The 14,194-nt window shown below is 61.5% G+C and carries 16 protein-coding genes; 4 read left to right on the top strand and 12 right to left on the bottom strand.

The window, feature by feature from the left end; translation table 11 throughout:
- The first annotated feature begins 1 nt into the window (after window position 1).
- Genes tatA through H7847_RS14955 form a run of 4 tightly spaced genes read left to right on the top strand, consistent with a single transcriptional unit; the run spans window position 2 to window position 2,390 of the window.
- Window positions 2-244 (top strand): twin-arginine translocase TatA/TatE family subunit, encoded by a 243-nt coding sequence (gene tatA / locus H7847_RS14970; RefSeq protein ID WP_227270286.1) that lies wholly within the window; start codon window positions 2-4, stop codon window positions 242-244.
- Between the two features lie 3 nt (window positions 245-247).
- Window positions 248-703, top strand: a complete 456-nt coding sequence (tatB, locus tag H7847_RS14965) for a Sec-independent protein translocase protein TatB (protein ID WP_227270285.1) — start codon at window positions 248-250, stop codon at window positions 701-703.
- A complete protein-coding gene (gene tatC, locus H7847_RS14960) occupies window positions 700-1,548 on the top strand; it encodes a twin-arginine translocase subunit TatC (RefSeq protein ID WP_227270284.1) in 849 nt (282 codons plus the stop codon). The genes tatB and tatC overlap by 4 nt, the downstream gene beginning before the upstream one ends.
- Window positions 1,545-2,390 carry an ATP-binding protein gene (locus H7847_RS14955; protein ID WP_227270283.1) on the top strand — a complete coding sequence of 282 codons (846 nt, stop codon included), beginning with the start codon at window positions 1,545-1,547 and terminating at the stop codon, window positions 2,388-2,390. Before tatC ends, H7847_RS14955 begins: the two co-directional genes overlap by 4 nt.
- Before the next feature lie 373 nt (window positions 2,391-2,763).
- Here the strand turns inward: H7847_RS14955 and H7847_RS14950 are convergent, their stop codons facing one another.
- The 12 genes from H7847_RS14950 to H7847_RS14895 all read right to left on the bottom strand — a co-directional run bounded on the left by H7847_RS14950 (window position 2,764) and on the right by H7847_RS14895 (window position 14,185).
- On the bottom strand, window positions 2,764-3,972 hold the full coding sequence (locus H7847_RS14950; RefSeq protein ID WP_227270282.1) for a M23 family metallopeptidase: 1,209 nt from the start codon (window positions 3,970-3,972) through the stop codon (window positions 2,764-2,766).
- 72 nt (window positions 3,973-4,044) lie between these two features.
- Window positions 4,045-4,698 carry a protein-L-isoaspartate(D-aspartate) O-methyltransferase gene (locus H7847_RS14945; RefSeq protein ID WP_227270281.1) on the bottom strand — a complete coding sequence of 218 codons (654 nt, stop codon included), beginning with the start codon at window positions 4,696-4,698 and terminating at the stop codon, window positions 4,045-4,047.
- A complete protein-coding gene (surE, locus tag H7847_RS14940) occupies window positions 4,695-5,480 on the bottom strand; it encodes a 5'/3'-nucleotidase SurE (protein ID WP_227270280.1) in 786 nt (261 codons plus the stop codon). Before surE ends, H7847_RS14945 begins: the two co-directional genes overlap by 4 nt.
- A gap of 87 nt (window positions 5,481-5,567) precedes the next feature.
- Complete coding sequence (locus H7847_RS14935) at window positions 5,568-6,203, bottom strand: SDR family NAD(P)-dependent oxidoreductase (protein WP_227270279.1); 636 nt, start codon at window positions 6,201-6,203, stop codon at window positions 5,568-5,570.
- Window positions 6,204-6,417: 214 nt separating this feature from the next.
- Complete coding sequence (purF, locus tag H7847_RS14930; RefSeq protein WP_227270362.1) at window positions 6,418-7,899, bottom strand: amidophosphoribosyltransferase; 1,482 nt, start codon at window positions 7,897-7,899, stop codon at window positions 6,418-6,420.
- A gap of 169 nt (window positions 7,900-8,068) precedes the next feature.
- Entirely contained in the window at window positions 8,069-8,620 is a 552-nt protein-coding gene (locus H7847_RS14925) for a CvpA family protein (RefSeq protein WP_227270278.1), read from the bottom strand.
- Window positions 8,621-8,647: 27 nt separating this feature from the next.
- Window positions 8,648-10,009 carry a DNA repair protein RadA gene (radA, locus tag H7847_RS14920; RefSeq protein ID WP_227270277.1) on the bottom strand — a complete coding sequence of 454 codons (1,362 nt, stop codon included), beginning with the start codon at window positions 10,007-10,009 and terminating at the stop codon, window positions 8,648-8,650.
- A gap of 184 nt (window positions 10,010-10,193) precedes the next feature.
- The gene (locus H7847_RS14915) at window positions 10,194-10,646 is read right to left on the bottom strand and encodes a carboxymuconolactone decarboxylase family protein (RefSeq protein WP_227270276.1); all 453 of its coding nucleotides are present in this window, start codon (window positions 10,644-10,646) and stop codon (window positions 10,194-10,196) included.
- A gap of 109 nt (window positions 10,647-10,755) precedes the next feature.
- Complete coding sequence (locus tag H7847_RS14910; RefSeq protein ID WP_227270275.1) at window positions 10,756-11,502, bottom strand: ABC transporter ATP-binding protein; 747 nt, start codon at window positions 11,500-11,502, stop codon at window positions 10,756-10,758.
- A complete protein-coding gene (locus tag H7847_RS14905; RefSeq protein WP_227270274.1) occupies window positions 11,499-12,272 on the bottom strand; it encodes an MlaE family ABC transporter permease in 774 nt (257 codons plus the stop codon). Before H7847_RS14905 ends, H7847_RS14910 begins: the two co-directional genes overlap by 4 nt.
- The gene (gene alr, locus H7847_RS14900) at window positions 12,269-13,303 is read right to left on the bottom strand and encodes an alanine racemase (RefSeq protein WP_227270273.1); all 1,035 of its coding nucleotides are present in this window, start codon (window positions 13,301-13,303) and stop codon (window positions 12,269-12,271) included. The genes H7847_RS14905 and alr overlap by 4 nt, the downstream gene beginning before the upstream one ends.
- 96 nt (window positions 13,304-13,399) lie before the next feature.
- Window positions 13,400-14,185, bottom strand: coding sequence for a DUF1194 domain-containing protein (locus H7847_RS14895; protein ID WP_227270272.1), 786 nt, complete (start codon window positions 14,183-14,185; stop codon window positions 13,400-13,402).
- Between the last annotated feature and the right edge of the window lie 9 nt (window positions 14,186-14,194).

Raw genomic sequence — 14,194 nt, 5'->3', positions numbered from 1 at the left:
CATGTTGAATAATATCGGCCTGCCCGGCCTTCTGCTGATCGCTGTTGTTGTGCTCGTGCTTTTTGGGCGCGGTAAAATCTCCAGCCTGATGGGCGAGGTGGGCAAGGGCATCACTTCGTTCAAAAAGGGCATTAACGAAGGTCAGGACGAAATCACCAAGGCCGGCGCCGAAGACGCAAAGGACGTGACGCCCACAACGCAGGATGCCGCCACCGATCTCAAGGCTGAAAAAGACAAGGTCTGATCCATGTTCGACCTTGGCTGGACAGAGATGCTGGTGATCGGCATTGTCGCGCTGATTGTGATCGGCCCCAAGGACCTGCCGGTGATGTTCCGCACGCTGGGACAGTTCGTCGGCAAGGCCAAGGGCATGGCGCGCGAGTTCAGCCGTGCGATGAATGACGCGGCCAAGGACAGCGGCGTGAGCGATGTGGCCAAAGGGCTTCAGGCGGCGACAAACCCGGTCAGCTCCGCCCTGGATGGCGTGAAATCCGCGGCAAAGGATCTTGGCAATCTCGATCCCGAGAGCGAAACCGGTAAGCTGGCGGCTGAAAAAGCGGATCGCGCCGAAAAAACCAAAAAGATACAAGCGGCCACAGCCCGTGCTGCGGCAGATCGCAAGCTGAAAGAGGCTCAGGAGGCGCAGGCGCGTGCCGCCGAGCTTGAGGCGCAGGTGACGCCCCCCGAAAAGAGTGACACATGAGTGCATCCGACGACATGGACGAAACTGCCGCCCCGCTGATCGAGCATCTGGCGGAATTGCGCACACGTCTCATTCGGTCCGTCATCGCCTTTCTCATCGGCATGATCATCTGTTTTACGGTCGCGACCCCGATCTTCAACTTCCTGACAGATCCGCTCTGTCAGGTCCTGGGGGAGCGCGGGCAGGATTGTGACCTGATCTTCATCAGCCCGCAGGAAGGCTTTTTTGTCGCGATCAAAGTGTCGCTGCTGGGCGGCCTCATGTTGTCTTTTCCGGTGATTGCGCATCAGATGTGGCGGTTTGTGGCGCCCGGTCTCTACAAGAACGAAAAAGGCGCGTTTCTGCCCTTTCTGATTTCCTCGCCTGTGATGTTCGTGCTGGGGGCGTCCTTCGCCTTTTACGTGGTGACCCCGCTGGCCTATGACTTCTTCCTCGGGTTCCAGCAGTTCGGTGCGGAAGGCGAGGCGGTTCCCGGTGATCCGGCCACCTCTCCGGGGTTGAGCGTTGTCTTTCAGGGATCTGCGCAGGAATATCTGAACCTGACGATCAAGTTTATCGTGGCTTTTGGCATGTGTTTCCAGTTGCCGGTGCTGCTGACGCTGATGGGCAAGGCCGGTCTGGTCAGTTCCGAAGGGCTGGGCAATGTGCGCAAATATGCCGTTGTCGCCATTCTGGTGCTGGCCGCGCTGGTCACGCCCCCGGATGTCATCACGCAAGGCATCCTGTTCGTGGTGGTCTATGGCCTTTATGAAGTCTCGATCTTTCTGGTGCGCCGGGTCGAGACCAAGCGTGAAGCCAAACTGCGCGCCGAAGGCTATTATGACGATGAGGATGAACTGCCGTGATTGACGATCCGATGGATCGGATCGCGGCGGCGCTTGAACGGATCGCGCCCGCCCCGCTGGCCGATCCGGATTTTTCCCGCGCTGCCGCCTTTGTCTGGCATACCGATCCTGATCGCCTGGAACCTGTCGGGGAGGTGTCCCGGATCGAGCTGACGCTTTTGGTTGGTGTGGATCGGTCCCGCGATACCTTGCTGGCCAATACCGTGCAGTTCGCCAAGGGCCTGCCCGCCAATAACGCCCTTCTCTGGGGTGCGCGCGGGATGGGAAAATCAAGTCTTGTCAAAGCGATTCATGGGAAAATTCATGCGTCACATGAGGTTTTGCGCCTGGTGGAACTGCAGCGCGAAGACCTCCCGTCCGTCGGGCGCCTTCTCAATCTTCTGCGGCATGCGCCCTACCGGTTCATTCTGTTCTGCGATGATCTGTCTTTTGGCCATGATGATGCGCATTACAAAAGCCTCAAAGCCGTCCTGGACGGCGGGATTGAAGGACGTCCGGATAATGTTGTGCTTTACGCCACGTCCAACCGGCGGCACCTGATGCCGCGGGATATGATCGAAAACGAACGCGGATCGGCCATCAATCCCTCGGAGGCGGTGGAAGAGAAGGTTTCTCTGTCGGATCGGTTCGGGCTGTGGCTTGGGTTTCATGCCTGCGATCAGGACCAATACCTGTTGATGATCCGCGGCTACTGTGATGCCTATGGTGTCGAGATAGAGGAGGAGGTCTTGCGCAGCGAAGCCATTGAGTGGCAGGCCACGCGGGGGTCTCGATCCGGTCGTGTCGCCTGGCAGTACTTCACAGATTTGGCGGGGCGTCGGGGCGTGGCCCTTGCCGGTTGACCGGTCGGACAAACCGCACCACGCGTCTCGATCCACCCCGGAGCGCCTCACGGGTTTGCAAAGAAATACTCAGTTCTTTGCAAACTCCCAATCGCTTGGTCCCAAGGCTGAAAATAGCACAAATCGCGGGTTTCCTTTCGGGGTAGGGGTGGATCATCACAATGCCCCCGCAAGGTGCCCTGAGCAACCGGGGATGAGCGTCACCCCCCTGTCTTTGCAAAAAAACGGCATCAGCGTTTTCCAAGCGAAACGATCCCATTCGACTGTTTCTAGCCCGGGAACACGGCGCGACCGTAGCCGATACGCGCTCAATCAAGGCATGGATCGGAAAACTTTAAGGAAAATTAGCGCCTTTCGGACACTACCGGCTGGGCTAGCGCAGATACGGCATCGGATCTACGCTGTCGAAGCCCTGCCGCACCTCGAAATGCACATAGGCGTCATCCCCCTCCCGCAGCTTGGCAATCGGTTGGCCGCGCGTGACGCGGCTGCCTTTTTCCACGTTCACATCGGTGACATTGGCATAGACCGTCAGCAACTGTGGTTCGTGACGGATCACGATGATGGGCACGCCATCAGCACTTTTGGTGATCGCGGCCACCGTTCCCGCATCGGCGGCCTGAACATCTGTGCCGGGAGCGGCTTTGATGTTGATTCCCTCATTTCGGCCCTTTGCATATTCACGGATAATCGAGCCGGTGACGGGAAAGAGCATCCGGGCGACATCCGCTGACGCGGCCGTGCGCTCGCCCACATCCACCGCAGGGGCGGGGTTAGTCTGCGCAACAGGTGTCTGGGCCGGTGGCAGAGGGGTCGCGGCGCTAGGCGGCGTCGGGGTTGGGGATCCGGTGCCCGGTCGGGTGACATCCTCGGTCGCCGGCGCGGGCGCTGCCTGCTTGGCGACCGGGATCAACAGAAACTGACCTTCGCGGATCGCGAAATCGGACCCCAGCCCGTTCCACTCGGCCAGTGACTTTACAGGCACGTTGTAAAGCCGCGAAATCGTAAAGGCGGTCTCTCCGCGCTCCACCTTGTGCCGCACGGGTTCCTGACCGCTCGGGGCAGCAGCAGCTGGCGCTTCGGACGGGGGCAGGGCCGCAACCTGCACATCATTGCCAGTGCTGTCTTGCGAGCGGTCGATGGCATTTCCGGCAATCGCCCCGATGTCCACGCCGCCCGGACGAATAGGTCCTGTGCTGACCGCGCCGGTGGCTGACGACGGTTCGGCGACACGGGCGGGCAGGGCGATGATCTCGCCCCTGCGCAGCGAGACACCTTCCTCTATGCCGTTGAAGCGGGCGAGGGTCGGGGCGTCAACGCCCAGCCGGCTTGCGACGGTTTGGATCGTGTCGCCGCGTTCCGCAACAGCAACCTGATAGTTCGGATAAGAAATCACGCCGCGATCATCAGGCTGCGGTCGTTGTTCGGTTACGGCTTGCAGTGCGGCGTCGCTGGTCGAGAACCCACCCCCAAGGCCGCGCAGGTCATAATCAAAGCCCTGCGAACAGGCCGAAACAAGTGTCAAAACGCTGGCCGTCAAAAGAAAAAAGCGCGCCCGCCGGCGGGAAGGGAAAACCGTCATCTGCATGTCCTCAACGTTGCTCTGTGAGCCTGCACCGGTTGACCGGCGCTTATAGGGATGCAACATAGCAGGTTATGCGTCGTTACCCAAGCCTTCGAGCAGCGGAACGAAGCGAACCTGCCTTAATTCATCGTATTCGAGCCCGTTTTCGGTCTTTCGGACCACGATAAGATGCTGAACAGCGTCTGATTGGCCCACCGGAATGACCATGATACCGCCTGTTTTGAGCTGATCCATCAGCGTGCTGGGCGGGTCTTCGGCGGCGGCGGTGACCAGGATGCGGTCAAAGGGGGCCTGATCGGGCAGCCCGTAGCTGCCATCGGCGGTGATCGCGGTGATATTTGTGAGGTTCATCTCGTCAAAGAGTGCGCGGGCTTCGCGCACCAGACGACTGTGACGGTCCACGGTGTAGACACGGCGCGCAAGCCGGCTGAGGATCGCGGCCTGGTAGCCGGAACCGGTCCCCACCTCCAGCACCTTGTCGCGCGGGGTCAGCGCCAGCGCCTGGGTCATCAGCCCGACAACAGAGGGCTGGCTGATGGTCTGGCCACAGGCAATCGGCAGCGGCATGTCCTCATAGGCGCGCCCTGCAAAGATGCCGCGGATAAACGGGCCGCGGTCGATGGTTTCCATGGCCGAGAGCACGCGCTTGTCCGTCACCCCCTTGGAGCGCAACGCGTAGAGGAACTGCATCTTGCGTTCCGCCTCGGTGGTGTCTTCGGTCATGTATTGATGCCCGCCAGCGGGGCCATCATGTCATGCGCGGTCAGATCGGCCCGCATCGGGGTGACAGAGATATAGCCTTGCAGATTAAGTTGGGCATCCGACCCTTCGGCGGTGGGCCGGTGCTGGTCTCCGCCCTTGATCCACAAGAACCGGCGCCCTGACGGTGAATTATGCGGTTCTGTCGAAAAGCCCAGGCCCTCGCGGAAGCCCTGGGTGGCGAGCCGGATGCCGTTCACATCCGCGGCGGGCACTGGCGGGAAATTGACGTTGTAGAAAAGCCGGTAGCCGCTTGTTTCCTGCGGGGTATGCGCGAGGATACGGCGGACGACATCGACGCCATGCCGGGCAGCGGCTTCAAACGGGTTTTCGGTCCGGGCGTTTTTCGGCCCGTAGTATTGCGAGAGCGCAATGGCGGGCAGCCCTTGCAGGGCGGCTTCCATAGCCCCGCCGATGGTGCCTGAGTAAAGCGTGTTCTCGGCCGAGTTGTTGCCCCGGTTCACGCCGGAAAGCACCAGATCGGGGGGCGTGCCTTGCATCACATCGTGCAGACCTGCCAGCACACAATCCGCGGGCGAGCCTTCGGCGGCAAAGCTGCGCTCTGCCATTTGCGCCACCATCATGGGGTGTGTGTAGCTGATGCAATGCCCCACGCCTGATTGCTCGAACGCGGGTGCCACGGTCCAGACCTCGCCCGCATCGCCCGCAAGTTCGGTCGCAATCGCGTGCAGGATCTTGAGACCCGGTGCGTTGATACCATCGTCGTTCGTGATCAGAATGCGCATGTCATGCCCCTTTTGGCCTTGATAGGCGAGGGCCTGTGCGGCGGCAAGAGAGGCGAGAGGCCTGACCGCATTTCGCGTTGGGAAACGTTAAAGTTGTGACAGAAGCGCCGCGGCAGCCTCTGCCGGAGGGGTCAGAGGGTCCCGGTCCTCGCCGGGATAAAAGCGCGCCCGCGTGGCCGTCGGCATGGCCGGCGGGGTCAGGATGCGGACCTTGGGCCCGATTTCCGCGGTTTCAGCCTGCCAGCTGCGGGCCAGAGCAATCTGCGCAGCCTTCGTGGCCCCGTAGCTGCCAAAGAACTTCTCGCCGGCGCGCGGGTCATCGAAGAAAACGGCTGTCCCGGCCGTCCCCAGAAGCGGGGCGACATAGCTGATGAGCGTGGCGGTGGCCGCGACATTTCCTGCAATGGATTTGGCCATATCCTTGGGGTTGATATGATCGGCCGGGGTCAGCGGTGCGGCATGAACGGCGGTATGCACCCAGAGATCAAGATGCCCCCAGCGATCATAAATGCCACGGCAAAGCACGGCCATCGCTTCTGCATTTGTCACATCCATCGGGGCCAGCGTGGCAGAACCGCCCCCTGCCTGAATGCGATCGTCCAGTTCTTCGAGGGCACCGGTGGTTTTGGCCACGGCGATGATGTGGTGCGTGGCGGAAAGGGCTTCGGCCAGGGCCGCGCCAAGGCCCCGGGAGGCACCGGTGATGAGGGCTGTTTGTGTCATCCGCGCGTGATGAAGCGGATTGAAACGCGCGTCAAGCTGTCTTGCGCAGATCGGGCCGCACCGGAGCGCAGAGTTATCGGTTAAAGCCTGTTGCAGCCTGCGGCCCTATCCCGGTTTCATGGCCCCTGAATGACGCGATGGGTCTGTTCAATCTCGAGAAGGCTCTGTTCAAGGGCTATGTGCCCGGCCCGGCCAAGACCGGTGATTGGCGCGGCTACTCAGCCGCCTTCATCTGAAATCCTTCTTCGACCTGGTCGGAGGGGATCACCGGGTATTCGCCGGAAAAACAAGCATCGCAATACTGCGGCTGGTCGGAGTTGCGGCCCTTGGCCTCGCCAACGGCCCGGTAGAGGCCATCGAGCGAGATGAATTTCAGGCTGTCGACCTGCAGATGGTCCCGCATTTCTTCTTCGGACATGGTGGCGGCCAGCAGTTTTTCACGCTGCGGGGTGTCCACCCCGTAAAAACAGGGCCAGGCCGTGGGCGGGGAGGCGATGCGGAAATGCACCTCTTTGGCCCCCGCATCAAGGATCATCTCCTTGATCTTGCGAGAGGTGGTGCCACGGACCACGCTGTCGTCCACCAGAATGACCCGCTTGCCCCGGATCAGCGCGCGGTTGACGTTGAGCTTGAGGCGGACGCCCATGTTGCGGATCTGCTCTGTCGGCTCGATAAAGGTGCGGCCCATGTACTGGTTGCGGATGATCCCCATGGCATAGGGAATGCCGGATTGAAGCGAATAGCCGATCGCCGCGGGGGTGCCGGAATCCGGCACGGGGCAGACCAGATCGGCCTCTACCGGCGCTTCCTTGGCCAGTTCCCGGCCAATCGCTTCGCGCGTCTCGTAGACAGAGCGCCCGCCCAGAATGCTGTCGGGCCGGGAGAAATAGACATGTTCAAAGATGCAGAACCGGGGCTTTTGGGGGCGAAAGGGGAATTGGCTCTCCACGCCTTTGTCGGTGATGACCACCATCTCGCCCGGTGCGATCTCGCGGATGAATTCCGCGCCGATGATATCGAGCGCGCAGGTCTCTGACGACAGCGCCCAGCCCTCTCCGATCTTGCCCAGCACCAGCGGCCGGACCCCCAGCGGGTCGCGCACGCCAATGAGCTTGGTGCGGGTCATGGCAACGATGGAAAACGCCCCTTCGACCCGGCGCAGCGCATCCTCCATGCGCTCGGGGATCGTGCGTTGCAGCGAACGGGCCATCAGATGGATGATGCATTCGCTGTCGGAAGAGCTTTGAAAGATCGAGCCGCGTTCGATCAGCTCGCGCCGCAGGGCGTTGGCGTTGGTGATATTGCCGTTATGGGCAATCGCTGCCCCGCCCATGGCAAACTCGCCAAAGAAGGGCTGCACGTCCCGGATCGCGGTCTGTCCCTTGGAGCCGGCGGTGGAATAGCGCACATGACCGATGGCCAGCGGTCCCGGCAGGGTCTGCATCACATCCTGGCTGGTGAAATTGTCGCGCACATAGCCAAAGCGCCGGGCGGACTGAAACCCCTGTTCGGGGTCATGGCTGACAATGCCGCCTGCCTCCTGGCCGCGATGTTGCAGCGCATGCAGGCCGAGGGCCACGAAATTGGAGGCGTCGGCAACGCCGGTGACCCCGAAAACCCCGCATTCTTCCTTCAGTTTGTCGCCGTCCTCGCCAGCCTGCAGATAGCTGGTGTCGAAAGGATGGGCGGGCGGCATGATTTTGGACAACGGGGCAGCTCCGAATCCGGTTTGGTTCTAGAGCCTATGTAGGGCCTCTGGTCGCCAGTGTCACTAAAGGATGCGTTTTACCGGTGCGGAATGTCGCACCGCTTGTTTTTTGGACGCGGCCCTTTGTGAAAGACACAAAACATCCGCAATTGTTTCCTCAGCCGCAGTTGCCCACCAGAGATTCGTACTGGCCGGTGATCCAGCCCAGGGCCTGCTCCGGCTCGGAGTTTTCGATCTGAGCGGTCAACTGCGAGAAAACTGCGGCGGAGCGGCTGTCATCCACAAGGGTGTACTCCTCGCCGGTCACGACCGTGTTGTAGACAAAGAATGCCACGGCCACGAGCAACACGCCGCGTGCCACGCCAAAGAGAAACCCCAGCCCCTGATCGACGCCGCCCACGGCCGAACGCTGGATGACGCTGGAAAAGAGCGGTGTGAAAAGCGAGACCACGATCAAGGCCACCGCAAAAACCGCAGCAAAGGCCCCGATGATCGACAACTCGCAGCTGTCGGCCAGAAACGCGCCGACAACGGGGATTTCGCGCACCATCGGTTCGACCTGCGGCGCAAACATAAAGCCAAGCACCGCAGCCGCGACCCAGCCCACGATGGCCATCAATTCGCGCACCAGCCCGCGTCCGTAGGCCAGCAGGGCTGAGATCACGATCACCAGCGCGACGACGCCGTCGATCATTGTGAAATTTTCCATCGTCTTGCTCGCCTCTTTTACGGGCGCTTATCCCGCGCCGAATACTTCGCCCACAAAGCCTGTCAGGTCACTCATGGTATTTAACGATATGCCAGAAACACCTACCGGTTTTCCACCCCCCGCGGCAATCGCGCTGGTGAAACCAAGTTTTTGGGCCTCTTTCAACCTGTTTTCTGTCTGTGTGGCGGGACGTAACGCGCCTGAGAGGCTGATTTCGCCAAAGACCACCGTATCTGAAGGCAGCGCCGCATCCTCGCGCGCGCTGAGCAGAGCCGCAGCCACCGCCAGATCTGCCGCAGGTTCGGAGACTTTCATGCCGCCGGCCACGTTGAGGTAGACATCAAGACCGGCAAAGGGAATGCCGCAGCGTGCCTCCAGCACGGCCAGGATCATCGCCAGCCTGCCGCCATCCCAGCCGACCACCGTGCGACGCGCTTGCGCATGGGGAGAGGGGGCCACAAGTGCCTGAAACTCCACCAGAACCGGACGCGTGCCTTCAACGCCCGCAAAGACCACGGAGCCGGGAGAGGGCTCGCCACGTTCGCTGAGAAACAGGGCCGAGGGGTTGGCGACCTCTGAAAGACCCTTGCCCGTCATCTCGAAGACACCGATCTCATCCGCGGGGCCAAAGCGGTTTTTCACCGCGCGCAGGATGCGGAACTGATGCCCGCGCTCGCCTTCGAAGTAAAGCACCGTGTCGACCATATGTTCGACCACGCGGGGTCCTGCGATCTGGCCTTCCTTGGTGACATGGCCCACCAGGATCACCGAGAGGCCCTTGCGTTTGGCAAAGCTGGTGAGCTCATGCGCTGCCGCCCGCACCTGAGAGACCGATCCCGGTGCGCTTTCCACGTTGTCGGCCCACATGGTCTGGATCGAGTCGATGATGGCAAGCTGGGGTTTTTCAGCCTCCAGCGTGGTGAGGATGTCGCGCAGGTTGGTCTCGGCGGCCAGTTTCACCGGCGCGTCGGCAAGGTCCAGGCGTTGCGCGCGCAGGCGCACTTGGGCAGAGGCTTCCTCGCCCGAGACATAGATCGTCTTGAGACCGGCGCGTGCGAATTCTGCGGCGGCCTGCAAGAGCAGGGTGGATTTGCCGATGCCCGGGTCCCCGCCCACCAAAATCGCCGAGGCCGCCACAAGACCGCCGCCCAACACCCGGTCAAGCTCGGCGATGCCGCAGACGGTGCGGGGCGGTGGAGCTTCCTGCGTGGACAGGTCGGTGAGCTGGATCGCCGCGCCGCGCTTGCCCCCCAGTGACTTTGCGGGCCCTTTGGAGATGCCCGCGTCCTCGCTGATGGTGTTCCATTCGCCACAGGTTTCGCAGCGCCCGGCCCATTTGGTGGTGACACTGCCGCAGGCCGAACAGGAAAAAGAGGGAGATTTAGCCATTGGGCTTTCATGCCTCAGCGCGTCGGGGGCGTCAAAGTCAAAATGGTGGTGTTTGGGGCATATCGAAAAGTCATGCCGGTTCGGAGCGGGCGCGACGGGCCTGCTTGCGGTATCGCCATGACAGTCTGTCTTCCACGCGATACGGAGCAGATGGGAAGGATCGCCTTGCCGGTTTTGATGCGGTTCAGAGACCGGCGTGCGCTCGGTTGTCAGGAACATGTCCAAAACTGATTGCCAGCCTGTTCCAGGCATTCATCTGCGCAACGATCAGCGTTAGATCCACGATCTCTTTTTCAGTGTAATGCCGGCTCAGATCGTCAAACAGCGCTTGAGGGGCGCCATTGGCCGATACCAGGGTGAGCGCCTCTGCCCAGGCCAACGCCGCTTTCTCAGCCGCGCTGAAGAACGCAACCTCGCGCCAAACGGTAAGGCAATCCAGCCTTTGCTGTGTTTCGCCGGCCGTCCGCGCCTCGGTGGTATGCAGATCGACGCAATAGGCACATCCATTGATCTGAGAGACCCGCAATTCTACGACGGCCCTGAACTTGTCGCCAATCGACGTCATGTCTTTCTTCGCTCTGGCCATGTTCGCAATGGCCGAGCCGTTTATGGCTACGTAGTCTAAGCGTTCAATCATAACGGACCCTCATGCTTTTCGACATCATGACAGGCCGGTTCAGGGATGGCCAGTTTGGGGTCGAAGCCGACCTCCCGTACTCCTGCCCCTTTGCCACGCGAAATCCGCTCTAGCGGACGGCTTCGATCGGGCCCTCGGCGCGGCCATTGATGAACTGCTCCAGATAGGGGTCACCGCTTTGGTCCATCTCGGCGACGGGGCCGGTCCACTGGATCACGCCGTCATGCAGCATGGCGATGTTATCGGCAATCGCGCGTACCGAGGTCATGTCGTGGGTGATGGTCATCGCCGTGGCCCCCATTTCAACCACGATCTCGCGGATCAGCTCATTGATGACGCCAGACATGATCGGATCAAGCCCGGTGGTGGGTTCATCGAAAAAGATGATCTCGGGCTCGGCGGCGATGGCGCGCGCAAGACCGACGCGTTTGGCCATCCCACCGGACAGCTCTGCCGGAAAGCGATCCGCCACATCGGATTTCAGCCCCACACGCCGCAGCTTTTCGATGGCGATGGCGCGGGCTTCCTCGCGGGGGCGCTTGAGCGATCCGCGCAACAGCCGAAACGCCACGTTCTGCCAGACCGGCAGGCTGTCAAAAAGCGCACCACCCTGAAAGAGCATGCCGAAACGCGCCAGAAAGGCATCGCGGTCCCCCGAGGATGCGTCCTTGCCATCGACCAGAATGGTGCCCTGATCCGGTTTGACCAGCCCCAGGACACATTTTAGCGCAATGGATTTCCCGGTGCCGGAGCCGCCGATGATCACCATCGACGAGCCTTTGGGAATATCGAGGTCGAAACCGCGCAACACATGGTTTGAACCAAAGGATTTATGGATGCCTTCCATATGGATCATAGCGAGAAAAAGACCCCCGTCAGGATGAAATTCGTGGCCAGGATCAGGACTGCGGCGCCTTCGACGGCGGTTTTGGTGGCGCGTCCGACACCCATGGCACCCCGGCCCGAGTGCATGCCGTGATAGCACCCCATAAGGGCCGCGCAGAACCCGAAAACGGCCCCTTTGGTGAGCGAGGAGATTACATCCAGCGGCTCAAGGAAATCGACCGTGTTGTTGATATAGGTTGCCGGATTGAAGCCCAGGGTTCCTGTCGCCACTGCGTAGCCGCCAAAAATACCGATGATATCTCCGATCCCCACAAGCAAGGGGACCACCAGAAGGGCCGCCAGAACACGCGGGACAGTCAGGTACTTTGCCGGGTGGGTCGAGAGGGTGACCAGAGCGTCAATCTGTTCGGTCACCTTCATGGTCGCAATCTCAGCCGCAATGGAGGAAGTCACCCGCGCGGCAATCATCAGCCCCACCAGCACCGGGCCCAACTCGCGCACCATGCCCACGGCAACGATCTGCGGCACGACGGCTTCGGCGTTGAAGCGCGAGCCGCCCGCGTAGATCTGCAAGGCGAGAGCCCCGCCGGTGAAGACCGCTGTCAGCCCGACCACCGGCAGCGAAAGCCAGCCGATATGCACCAGTTGCGACAGGAATTCGCGCCCGTAGAAGGGCGGGCGAAACAGATGGCTGACAGCCTCGAGTGCGAAAAAGGCGATCCGGCCAATAGCGGCAAAGGCTGTCAGAACGGTCCGACCCAGGATAGCAAGGAATTTCATGTCCGATACACCCGATTGTAGCGTGCACCCAGTGAGGTGAGAACTTCGTAGCCGATGGTCCCGGCAAATCCTGCCACGGTGTCCACGGACTGATGGTCGCCGATGAGCTGGAGGGTTTCGGGCAGCTGGTCGAGTGCCGTGATATCCACCCCGATCAGGTCCATCGAGACGCGCCCGACAACGGGCACGGCGACCTCGCCCGCATGCAGCGTGGCGTTTGGCCCCATCGCACGGATCAGCCCGTCGGCGTAGCCCGCCGAAAGGGTTGCGATGACAGAAGGGGTCGCGGCGGTCCATGTATTGGCATAGCCGACTGTCTCGCCGGCGGCCACGTCACGGGTCTGGATCACGGGGATATCCAGCGTCACCACGGGCAGCGCATCCACATGCGGCAACCCGCCGTAAAGCCCGATGCCGGGGCGTGTGAGATCAAAGTGAAAGTCAGGCCCCAGCAGCACGCCACCTGTTGCCGCAAGCGATCTTGGAGCGGTAACATCTTGTGTCATCTGCACAAAACACGCAAGTTGCTGCGCGTTCATCGGGTGGCGGGGTTCGTCGGCACAGGCCAGATGGGACATGATGAGCGTTGGGGATTGCGCCAGCGCGATCTCACGCAGCGCTTGCCACTCGGCGTCCTCCATGCCCAGCCGGTTCATCCCGGTGTCAAGCTGTAGCCCGAAGGCATGGCCCGGCAAAGTCTCCACATGGCGCACCATCTGGTCCACCGAGTTTATCATCGGGATCAGCCTGGCATCGCGCAGCAGCGCCGTGTCGCCCTCCATATGACCCGAGAACACGCTGATCTGGACCTCGGGGCCGAGGATTTCACGCAGGGCGGCCCCTTCTTCTGCCACCGCCACAAAGAACTGGCGCGCGCCGGTGTGCGCCAGGGCCGGGGCCACCCGGTCCACGCCAAGACCGTAGGCATCAGCCTTGGCCACGGCGGCGGTCTCACCGTCGGTCAGCGCGTTCAACTTGCGCCAATTCGCCTCGATAGCGGAAAGGTCAATCGTCAGGGTCGCCGTGCTCATGAGGCGTTCATGACAGGATGTCGGGCGAGGTCAAGCCTTTGGGGTCTGTTGGGGCTGGGTCGGCGGCGGAAAATCACGGCTGGTGGCAGGGCGGCCTCAAGGAATATCAAAGTAGGTGCGGTTCTGTTCCCGCATCTTTTCCCCGATCAGACAATCATAGGCTTCGGGGGCCGCGAATTGCACCGGGACGACCTGCGCGGGGGTCATGGAAATCTCAAGGATCAGCTTGCGTTTCACAGCATCGGCAAATTGATCCCATTCCAGCACCGGCACCACGAATGCGCCGGGCCCGCCGATCACGCAGGTCTCATAATAGACATCCAGATCGGGAATGCCCCAGAACTCGCTGAGCAGATCGACCGTCATCAGGGGCAGACCGTTGATGGTGATCCCCTGGGCAAGGGCGGCGTCGCGGGCCTCTGTCACCGGGGCCCCCTGGTTGTTGGGGCCATCGCCCGAGACATCGATGACGCGCCGCAGGCCGGTAAATCCGTTGTCCTCAAAATCCGCCACCGCGTAGGCGATGGCCCCCGAGATCGAGGTGCGGCGCATGCCGGAATGCTGTGTGGCAGTGATGAGCCCGGCGATGGTTTCAGCGTCTTCCTCGGTGGCCAGCATCTGCCAGGGGACCACCACCCGCTGGGCATGCTCGCCGGCCCATTCCACATATGTCACCGCGATACGTCCCAAAAGACCGTTCTGGACCGCTGCAAGCACCTGCGGGCTTTTCAGCGCCTCGGCATAGCCGCGCCGCTGGATTTCCAGCTCCGCCCCGGTCATGGAGCGCGAGACATCCACGGCGAGAAACAGCTCGACGTCAACTTCGGGATCCTGCGCAACGGCAAGCGAGGGCAGCAGCAAAAGGAAAGCAAACAGTCGCATGGCACCATT

This window comes from Roseobacter weihaiensis (genome assembly GCF_020622345.1).
Taxonomy (GTDB): Bacteria; Pseudomonadota; Alphaproteobacteria; order Rhodobacterales; family Rhodobacteraceae; genus Roseobacter; species Roseobacter weihaiensis.
Note: the sequence above shows the minus strand (reverse complement) of the source record. Positions and strands in the feature narration are given on the sequence as shown.

Excerpts from the sequence above, each read along its gene's own strand:
- tatA (WP_227270286.1), top strand. The coding sequence starts at position 2 with ATGTTGAATAATATCGGCCTGCCCGGCCTTCTGCTGATCGCTGTTGTT.
- tatB (WP_227270285.1), top strand. The coding sequence starts at position 248 with ATGTTCGACCTTGGCTGGACAGAGATGCTGGTGATCGGCATTGTCGCG.
- tatC (WP_227270284.1), top strand. The coding sequence starts at position 700 with ATGAGTGCATCCGACGACATGGACGAAACTGCCGCCCCGCTGATCGAG.
- H7847_RS14950 (WP_227270282.1), bottom strand. The coding sequence starts at position 3,972 with ATGACGGTTTTCCCTTCCCGCCGGCGGGCGCGCTTTTTTCTTTTGACG.
- H7847_RS14945 (WP_227270281.1), bottom strand. The coding sequence starts at position 4,698 with ATGACCGAAGACACCACCGAGGCGGAACGCAAGATGCAGTTCCTCTAC.
- surE (WP_227270280.1), bottom strand. The coding sequence starts at position 5,480 with ATGCGCATTCTGATCACGAACGACGATGGTATCAACGCACCGGGTCTC.
- H7847_RS14935 (WP_227270279.1), bottom strand. The coding sequence starts at position 6,203 with ATGACACAAACAGCCCTCATCACCGGTGCCTCCCGGGGCCTTGGCGCG.
- purF (WP_227270362.1), bottom strand. The coding sequence starts at position 7,899 with ATGCCGCCCGCCCATCCTTTCGACACCAGCTATCTGCAGGCTGGCGAG.
- H7847_RS14925 (WP_227270278.1), bottom strand. The coding sequence starts at position 8,620 with ATGGAAAATTTCACAATGATCGACGGCGTCGTCGCGCTGGTGATCGTG.
- radA (WP_227270277.1), bottom strand. The coding sequence starts at position 10,009 with ATGGCTAAATCTCCCTCTTTTTCCTGTTCGGCCTGCGGCAGTGTCACC.
- H7847_RS14915 (WP_227270276.1), bottom strand. The coding sequence starts at position 10,646 with ATGATTGAACGCTTAGACTACGTAGCCATAAACGGCTCGGCCATTGCG.
- H7847_RS14910 (WP_227270275.1), bottom strand. The coding sequence starts at position 11,502 with ATGATCCATATGGAAGGCATCCATAAATCCTTTGGTTCAAACCATGTG.
- H7847_RS14905 (WP_227270274.1), bottom strand. The coding sequence starts at position 12,272 with ATGAAATTCCTTGCTATCCTGGGTCGGACCGTTCTGACAGCCTTTGCC.
- alr (WP_227270273.1), bottom strand. The coding sequence starts at position 13,303 with ATGAGCACGGCGACCCTGACGATTGACCTTTCCGCTATCGAGGCGAAT.
- H7847_RS14895 (WP_227270272.1), bottom strand. The coding sequence starts at position 14,185 with ATGCGACTGTTTGCTTTCCTTTTGCTGCTGCCCTCGCTTGCCGTTGCG.